Source organism: Bacteroides sp. Phil13 (assembly GCF_001940965.1).
Taxonomy (GTDB): Bacteria; Bacteroidota; Bacteroidia; order Bacteroidales; family Bacteroidaceae; genus Bacteroides; species Bacteroides intestinalis.
On record NZ_MSHA01000054.1, the window covers coordinates 93,695 to 102,462 of the forward strand.

General features: G+C 45.7%; 9 protein-coding genes. 7 read left to right on the forward strand and 2 right to left on the reverse strand.

Translation table 11 applies throughout. The features are described 5' to 3' along the window. Positions 1-36 precede the first annotated feature (36 nt). Genes BWI44_RS10690 through BWI44_RS10700 form a run of 3 tightly spaced genes read left to right on the forward strand, consistent with a single transcriptional unit; the run spans position 37 to position 4,981 of the window. Complete coding sequence (locus BWI44_RS10690) at positions 37-2,274, forward strand: GH92 family glycosyl hydrolase (RefSeq protein ID WP_195209624.1); 2,238 nt, start codon at positions 37-39, stop codon at positions 2,272-2,274. 26 nt (positions 2,275-2,300) lie between these two features. Beyond that, positions 2,301-3,710, forward strand: a complete 1,410-nt coding sequence (locus tag BWI44_RS10695; protein ID WP_195209547.1) for a glycoside hydrolase family 28 protein — start codon at positions 2,301-2,303, stop codon at positions 3,708-3,710. Positions 3,711-3,739: 29 nt separating this feature from the next. Beyond that, complete coding sequence (locus BWI44_RS10700) at positions 3,740-4,981, forward strand: histidine-type phosphatase (RefSeq protein ID WP_195209546.1); 1,242 nt, start codon at positions 3,740-3,742, stop codon at positions 4,979-4,981. 45 nt (positions 4,982-5,026) lie between these two features. Here the strand turns inward: BWI44_RS10700 and BWI44_RS10705 are convergent, their stop codons facing one another. Together BWI44_RS10705 and BWI44_RS10710 are read right to left on the reverse strand one after the other, a co-directional pair. After that, positions 5,027-5,449, reverse strand: a complete 423-nt coding sequence (locus BWI44_RS10705; RefSeq protein WP_115502198.1) for a HEPN domain-containing protein — start codon at positions 5,447-5,449, stop codon at positions 5,027-5,029. After that, on the reverse strand, positions 5,446-5,757 hold the full coding sequence (locus BWI44_RS10710) for a nucleotidyltransferase domain-containing protein (protein ID WP_115502197.1): 312 nt from the start codon (positions 5,755-5,757) through the stop codon (positions 5,446-5,448). The genes BWI44_RS10705 and BWI44_RS10710 overlap by 4 nt, the downstream gene beginning before the upstream one ends. 499 nt (positions 5,758-6,256) lie before the next feature. On the opposite strand from BWI44_RS10710, the gene BWI44_RS10715 reads away from it, so the two are divergent. The 4 genes from BWI44_RS10715 (at position 6,257) to BWI44_RS10730 (ending at position 8,729) form a co-directional block, all read left to right on the forward strand. Then, the gene (locus BWI44_RS10715; protein ID WP_138292158.1) at positions 6,257-6,571 is read left to right on the forward strand and encodes a hypothetical protein; all 315 of its coding nucleotides are present in this window, start codon (positions 6,257-6,259) and stop codon (positions 6,569-6,571) included. Between the two features lie 41 nt (positions 6,572-6,612). Beyond that, the gene (locus tag BWI44_RS10720; protein WP_195209545.1) at positions 6,613-7,527 is read left to right on the forward strand and encodes a DUF4373 domain-containing protein; all 915 of its coding nucleotides are present in this window, start codon (positions 6,613-6,615) and stop codon (positions 7,525-7,527) included. A gap of 173 nt (positions 7,528-7,700) precedes the next feature. Further along, positions 7,701-8,189 (forward strand): HU family DNA-binding protein, encoded by a 489-nt coding sequence (locus BWI44_RS10725; RefSeq protein ID WP_115502194.1) that lies wholly within the window; start codon positions 7,701-7,703, stop codon positions 8,187-8,189. Positions 8,190-8,288: 99 nt separating this feature from the next. Next, positions 8,289-8,729, forward strand: a complete 441-nt coding sequence (locus BWI44_RS10730) for an N-acetylmuramoyl-L-alanine amidase (protein WP_115502193.1) — start codon at positions 8,289-8,291, stop codon at positions 8,727-8,729. The last annotated feature ends 39 nt before the right edge of the window (positions 8,730-8,768 follow it).

An 8,768-nucleotide genomic window follows, 5' to 3' on the forward strand; every position in this document is an offset into this window, starting at 1 on the left:
CTGCCGGGTACCACTTCGTGCACCGGACGTTGTGGAATGGATGATGAGTCGCGGTTATCCTATATCGACACCCGCGTCGGCACTGCCCCCAGTGCTACTCATACGGCCGGATTGTTCGGCAAAAATACGGAAGAATACGGGCAAACTCTTCCAGCAGTACTTGAACCCAACGGAATGAACTTCTGGACTGCGCAGACGCGTGATACGGAACAAAAATGTATAGCTCCCTATTATTATGCAGATTCCCTGCTGCAAGGTTTCCGTAACTCCCATTGGATTGTGGGCGGATGTACGCAGGATTACGGTTCTATGACCCTGATGCCCCTCTTCGGTACATTACGTTGTCAGCCGGAAGCACGTTCCACCCGTTTCTCGCATGCCGAGGAAATGGCGACTCCCGCCTATTATAGGGTTTCTCTACCGGATGAGAATATCTTTGCTGAAATGACGGGCCGTTCGCGTTCCGCTATCTTTCGTTTCACCTACGGAAAAGCAGGAAAAGGTTATTTGGTGGTGAATCCCAACAGTGATGAAGGTCAGGGATACATCTGCATCGATACCCTCAACAATCAGATCTACGGATACAATCCCGTTCACCGCATTTATCAGGGCTGGGGAAAACCGGCAGGGTATAACGGACATTTCATCGTTCAGCTGCAAAAGAAGCTGACAGGGTACGGTGTGTTCAGGGGAGATTCCCTGTCTCCAGGTGTCATCCGGATAGGTGATGCGGCACAGATAGGTGCTTATATAGAATTTGATGTAGCTGAAGGCGAAGAAGTGCTGGTAAAAGCCGCTTCCTCCTTTACCGACCGGGACGGTGTTTTGCAAAACCTGAAGGCTGAAATCCCTCATTGGGACTTTAGACAGACCTGGGAAGATTTGAGACAGATCTGGGAAAAACATCTCTCCGCTATTGATGTAGAGACCGGGCAGCTTGCAGACAAGGAAATGTTTTACGGTGCTTTCTATCGTGCCTCTTTCCTGCCGCATACATTCAATGATGTGGATGGGCGTTATCCCTCTTTTGCAAATGGAACCCCGATACGGCAACTTCCTGAAGGAGAAACGTATTATGAAGATTACAGCATGTGGGATACCTATCGTGCCCTGCATCCAATGATAAATCTGCTTTTCCCGACCAAGGGTGGAGATATGATGCAATCTCTGGTGCATAAGTATGAGCAAGGCGGGTGGTTACCCATCTTTCCTTGCTGGAATAGCTATACCGCCGCTATGATAGGCGATCATTGTATCTCCGCCATCAGTGATGCCTACTGTAAGGGTATTCGTAATTTCGATGTGGACAAGGCTTATGAAGGAATGCGTAAGAATGCTTTTGAAACTCCTTCCGACCCTGATGAATATAAAAACGGTATGGGCCGCCGTGCCCTGACTTCTTATCTGGAATATGGATATATTCCTCTTGAAGACGGTGTACCCGATGCATTCCACACGAAAGAACAAGTATCGCGTACCCTGGAATATGCTTATGATGACTTTGCCCTTGCACAGATGGCGAAAGCTCTGGGTAAGACAGATGATTACCGGGCATTGATACAGCGTGCTGCCAATTATCGCAATGTGATTGATTCCCGTACCGGATATGCCCAGGGACGTCATGCCGATGGTACTTTCCTGAATGATGCCAATGCTTTCAATTTCGCCCGTTTCATTACTGAGGGCGCTCCTTGTCATTATACCTGGTATGTGCCGCAAGATCCGTACGGGTTGATGGATTGTATGGGAGGCAAGGATAAATATGTAGCCAAACTGGATTCCATGTTCAGCGAACAGCGTTACTGGCATGGAAATGAGCCCTGTCATCAGGTTGCTTATATGTTCAATTATGCAGGCGAGCCTTGGAAAACTCAACGTGCCGTCCGGCATATTATGGAAACGGAATATCTGAATGAACCGGGTGGACTTTCCGGTAATGACGATGCCGGACAGATGTCGGCCTGGTATATGTTTGCCGCTATGGGGTTCTATCCGGTATGTCCCGGTACCCCGTATTATCTACTTGCCAGCCCCTCATTCCCCAGCTTTACGCTGAATCTTGAGAATGGAAATACATTCACCGTGAAAGCCCGTAATGCGTCGCAGAAGAATATTTATATTCAGTCGGCAACACTAAATGGAAAGCCTTATACACGGAATTATATTACCCATCAGGATATAGTGAACGGCGGTGTGATGGAGTTTATAATGGGGGATGAACCGAATAAAGAATGGGGAGCGGGAATAGAAGACTGTCCGCCGGAAGTTATGTAGTTTAATTTAAGAAAGATATACTTATTATGAGAGTAAAAGCATTCTTGTTTGCCCTATGCAGCATCTTGCTGTTAGGGGCGTGCGGCACTCCGAAGACTGGAGGAACTGTCTACAATATTATGGACTACGGAGCCAAAGGTGACGGCGTGACCGATGACGCCGCAGCTATACAAGCCGCTATCGACCAGTGTTCCAAGTCGGGTGGTGGAACGGTCCTTGTTCCGGCGGGGCGTATTTTCATGTGCAGTCCTTTCCATCTTGCCTCGTTTGTAGAACTACACTTGGAACCTAATTCCTGTCTGCTTGCCAATCCCGATGAGGCTGCCTATTCATTGAGCGCTTTCCGCGATAACCGTGGTGAAGGTATGATGTGGATTTATGGTCAAGATCTGAAAGAGGTATCTATCACCGGAACAGGAACTATAGACGGAAACGGTGTCTCCTTTATGGGCAAGGAACTGGAAGATTCTTACGAGCTGAAACCGGTGACCGACTTTGATCCCCGTCCGCATGTGCTGACGCTTATCAATATAGAGAAGACAGTGATTCGTGATGTAACCATCCGCAATAGTGCCTATTGGACGGTTCATCTCATTGGTTGCAACGATGCCTCCATTGATGGCATCTCTATTCTGAACAATCTGAAGATACGCAATGGCGACGGCATCGATGTAGACCATTCCAAGAATGTGCGCATTGCCAATTGCCATATAGAATCAGGTGATGACTGTATCTGCCTGAAGAACCGCCGCGAGTTTGAGGAATACGGTTCGTGCGAAGACATTGTGGTGACCAATTGTACCATGGTCTCCCGTTCCTGTGCCATCAAGATCGGTTCAGAGAATATGGATAAGATTAATAACGTACTGTTCAATAACTGTATCATTAAGAATAGCAATCGCGGCATCGGTATTCAGAACCGGGATGAAGGAACGGTTACTAACGTAATTTTCTCTAATATGATTGTGGATTGCATGTTCTACTCGGATGTCTGGTGGGGGAAAGCGGAACCCATTTACGTGACTTCTTATCCGCGTGCCGTAGGTAATCATAAGGATGCCGGTTGGCGCTTTCCGAAGGGAGCTACCGAAGGACGTTGCGGAGAAGTGAGCCGTATTTATTTCACAAATATCAAGTGTACCAGCGAGAACGGTATTTTTGTAGGCGGGGATACACAAGACAAGGTGAACCATATCTACTTTGAAGACGTGGACCTGCTGTTGCAGAAACGTACTGCCTATGAGGGCGGCATTTATGATAAACGTCCGTGCGTAGGCGAAGGATTCATCCATGATAAGACGTATGGCTTCTATATCGATACGGCATCTGATATCCTGATAGATGATTGTACTGTTACCTGGGGAGATATACGTCCCGATCAGGCAGCTGAAGGCATTGGACAGAAGGATGTTCGTAATCTGAAAATAAAGGAATAAAAGAGTGATAACTTAAATTCGTCACGAAGATGAGACAATGCATAATTTTTATATTGTATTTACTGTGTACTTTCACCGCCCGTTCCCAGTCCGTATTGACGCCGGAGCAGGCAGGAAGTATTTATTATGCTTATCCTGCCCCTCCATCTGTCCATACCCCTGCTCCGGCAGGATACGAGCCTTTCTATATCAGTCACTACGGTCGTCATGGCTCCCGTTGGATGACAGCGGATGAACGTTATACGGAAGTCATCTGTGTTTTTGATTCCCTTTATCAATGTTCTGGGCTTACTCCTCTTGGCATGGATGTCCGTCAGCGTCTGCACAAGGTTTGGGAAGATGCCCGCGGATGTAGTGGAAGTATTACTCCCCTTGGCGAACGTCAACATCGTGAGATAGCTGAACGCATGTATCACAATTTTCCGCAAGTATTCCGGGAAGATGCTTTCGTAGACGCCCGTTCGTCCACTTCTCTGCGTTGTGCTATGAGTATGAGCTATTTTACGGAACGCTTGAAAGAACTGAATCCTGCCTTGCATGTGGAGCGTAGGGCTTACCATCGGTATATGGATTATATAGCTTACACCTCTCCCGAAGGTGAGAAGTTTTCTTCAGAGAAAGCTTCATGGAGACGTGGGTTCAGGGAATTTGAAAAGAAGAATGTTCGTCCCGGACGCCTGATGGCTTCCCTGTTTGTGAAACCTGATGCGATAGCTGATCCGGATGCCATGATGCGCAGCCTCTATTGGATTGCTGCCGATATGCAGAATGTAGAGTTGGATTTGTCTTTCTATGATATCTTTGAATACGAGGAGTTGGTGGGTATTTGGAAGACGGTGAATGCTCGTATGTACGTGTGTAATGCTGCTGCTCCGCTCAATGGCGGTCTGATGCCTCGCTGTGCTGTGCCTTTGTTGCGCAATATTCTGGAAAGTGCGGATGTTGCTATAAAGAAAGGTACTCCTGCGGCAGATCTCCGTTTCGGGCATGATACCCACCTCATCCGTTTGCTTGCTTTGATGCAAATAGAAGGATGTAGCAATCAGGAGGCGGATATGGAAAAATTCCATCTTGCCTGGCAAGATTATCGGGTCTCTCCTATGGGAGCCAATCTGCAGATTATTTTCTATCGCGATAAGAAGAATGATATACTGGTGAAGCTGTTGCTGAATGAGAATGAAGTAACTTTACCGATAAAGAGTGAATTTGGTCCTTATTATTCATGGAATGTGGTGAAAGACTTCTTGGAAAAACGGACCGGAACAAATTAAAAATGAGCCGTGGGGGAATTGTTTTTTATAAATAGGAAATATCTATTAGCCGGGTTTGTCTTTTTTTTCTCTTGTCAAAGTTTCAACAGCAAGGATGAAAGCTTCAGCTCGAGGACGTAGTAAATCTACTAATGGGGCATCGCAATAGGCAAAATCGCTGTAGTCACTGCTGTGTCTTTTGTCAAAAAGTAAACCGAAAGTAGTACTGTGTTCTAAATTGAGGCGATTGTTACGAACAAAGTGCATAGAAAGTTGTGTTTTCACGCCATTGTGAGTACTAGCTTCTATTTGATAACTTAACAGAAGTGCGGTAGTAGCATAGTAACAAGCATAATATAAGCGATTAACAGCGGCATTGAAATATCCGCCGCTATATAGCAAATCTGCTTCTCCAAGGGTGCTGTGTGCACGTTCCAAACGGTAATCAACCATTGCGGCACGTGTTTCGGGATCAAGTTGCTGTTTCATAATGCTATACCTTCCCGAGTTACATTTATGGTAAATGGGCTGATAAGTTGTTCCCATACACGACGAAGAACGACAAGTGCATTAATAGCTACCCCGGTTTGGGCTTCCAATTCAGAGAGAGGGCGACGAAGTTCAAGTTCTCTTTCGGGAGTAAGTTCTTCCTGATCATCAAGTAAAATAAGTAGGTCAATGTCTGAATCGGGACGTGCGTCCCCACGAGCCTCCGAGCCATAGACAATGGTCTGGGCTGTAGGGGCAATATTCCGCATGGCTTCTGCGATGTGGTGGAGGATATCGGGACGTTTCATCTTTTGCTAAACTCCTTTCTGCTTTTAGTAACAGTACAAAGATAATAATTGTTTTTATAACAGCAATGTTCCGGATGGAAGAAAGCACTGCTTTCGATCAACAGATAGTTTTCTTTTTCTTTCCGGATTTACTATTGTAAATAAATAAGAATGTGTTAATCCCTCATTGACATACACTTATGTATTTTCTGAAAATTAATATCTAAAACTATTCGTTTTCTATATTAAAATATAATATATTTGCGAGTGGAAAAATAAATAAATTGTTTTCTGTTTGGAAATTAAAAGTGTGAAAATCATGGAAAAACAAGATCTTACTTCAGAATACAGAGCTCCTCCCTTATAAAGATACACTAAAGTTGTGAACAACAGCAGATATCAATCCTATGAAACACAAGTGTTTCACACGCAGAATACAAGTATTACATTTATGGAATGCAAGCCATACATACATAAGACACAAGCATCCATCATATATCAATCCATTAAAGTCAGAATCATGAACCAATTATCTTTAAAACCAACCCGCATTTGCAGAAAATGTCTCCAAGTGCTTCCCCTCAATGCCTTTTATATTAACAAAAACAGTCGGTATCCGGACTACTATTGCAAGAAATGCCGCGGAGAAAGCAATCGTATGGCACGTAAGAAACATGATCATCCACAGATCATGGACAAGCCTAAATGCTACCTGGTACTCACCCGGGTCGAAGACCGCGAACAACGGATAAAGCTTATCCGCCACGCCAAGCAAGTAGTGAGTGAAAGCATAGCACGCAAACAAAAAAGGCTCAGGGAGGCGATGAGCGATTGAATTATCAACAATCTATTACTAACCATTAACCACTAAAAAACATGTCCAGAATAAAAAAACGGGGACTTGACTACTTCCCCATAAGTACCGATTTTATACACGACCGCATTGTACGCCGAATTATGAAGAAAGAAGGAGATGCCGCCGTAACCGTACTTGTACAGGCCTTTTGCAGTATCTACTCCAACGAAGGATACTACGTAATGGCGGGCGACCTCTTCTATGACGACCTGGCAGACAACCTCTACCAGGAGGACTCCGACTACGTGCGGCGTGTTATTGCCCTTGCTGTAGAATATGGTCTTTTCGACTCTGCACTCTTTCAAGAGTACGGCTTGCTGACTTCAGCAGATATCCAGCGTCAGTTCCTCTTTGCAACCAAGCGTCGGAACACCTCACTGATAGATACGCGCTATTGCTTGTTGTCATCAAACGAGCTCACCCCGTCGACACCGGAAGAGAAAGAAAACAGCACGCCGGTTCTTAAAGATGCGGAAGAAAAGGAATGCCCAAAGGACGAAAATGCTGCAGTTATCCCCATAAATGCAACATTTTCTCCCAAAAATAGCAAAAATATGCACTTTGGTACACATAGCATAGCACAGCATAGCATAGCACAGAATATGGAGGAAGAGAAGGAGGAAGTCTCTCCGAAAAAAGGAGTGGCGGTCAATGATACGAAAACCACCGAAGTCGGCAGCAAACGAAAAGAATGGACCCTCGAAGAGATAGCCCTTCTACAGTCACCCCGGGACGGGATGAATCGCAACTTCGACGGCCTCATATACAATCTTGGACTTTATCCCATTCCACCCGCCGAACAATATGCCATTGTCTGCAAGAGTAATTTCGGTATCATCGGGCATCCTGTATGGAATGGCTTTTATGAGCTGCGCAACTGCCATGGAAAGATCCGCCTGCCGGGACGCTATTTGTTGAGCCTCTGCCAGAAGTGAAAATAAACAATTCGAAAACAATAAATTAGAGTCTTGTTTTAATAATAAAATGTTTTTCTTGAACGCTTTTCTGTTTTTCGTTCGTTTAGCAACAAAAAGAGCCGTATATTTGCAGTGTGGTTAAGCTTAATACACAAAACAATAAAATATTCACATTTAAAAACTAATTTATTATGCCAGTACTTTACAAGACTATTCAGTCTACCATGAAAACTAAAGATGGTGATAAACTTTATCATCCGCGCACCGTATACGTAGGTAGCGTAAATACAGAGAAAATTGCCCAGGAGATAGCAGAATATTCTTCCCTCTCCAAAGGTGATGTGAAGAATTCCATCGACAACCTTGTCACCGTAATGACCAGACACTTGCAATCATCCGAAGTGGTGATGCTGGACGGCCTGGGAACATTCAGGCTTGCCATGAAATCGAGGGGAAAGGGAGCAAAGACCAAAGAAGAAGTATCCGCCGCGCAGGCCTCGCTGCAGGTACACTTCAGTCCGGCTTCTACCCGCAATTCGGACCGTACCGTGGCTACCCGTTCATTGGTGACCGGTGTGAAGTGTGTACTTTACAAACCCGAAACAACTGATTCCGGTAACAGTGGCGGTGGCAACAGCGGCGGTGGAGACGGAGGCATAGAAGACGATCCGTTGGGCTAAACTGTTTCAACCAAAAACTTAAACCGGAAACTGACTAAACTATTCATTTTTAACGGCAAAACCATTCATTCTTAATTAACTAAACTATTCATTCAACACATGAGAAGTATCAACTTAATTGTGGTGCATTGTAGCGCCACCCGGGCGGATCATGCCCTTACCACAGAGAATCTGGAATCAGAACATCGCCGCCGTGGCTTCCATGGCATCGGTTATCACTACTACATCCGCAGGGATGGCACCGTCGTCCCCACCCGCCCCCTGGAACAGATAGGGGCACATGCCAAAGGGCACAACGCCCATTCGATAGGTATCTGCTATGAGGGTGGACTGGATTGTAACGGACATCCTGCAGATACCCGTACACCGGAACAAAAAAGTGCGCTCCGCCTGCTGGTGCACCAGTTGTTGAAGCGCTTCCGGAACAGCTATGTCTGTGGGCACCGCGACCTTAGTCCGGACCTGAACGGGAACGGGGTGATAGAACCGGAAGAGTGGGTGAAAGTATGCCCGTGCTTCGAGGTAGGAAAGGAACTCTGATTATTATTCAGAGCCTGAAATCATCCAAAAAAGAACACG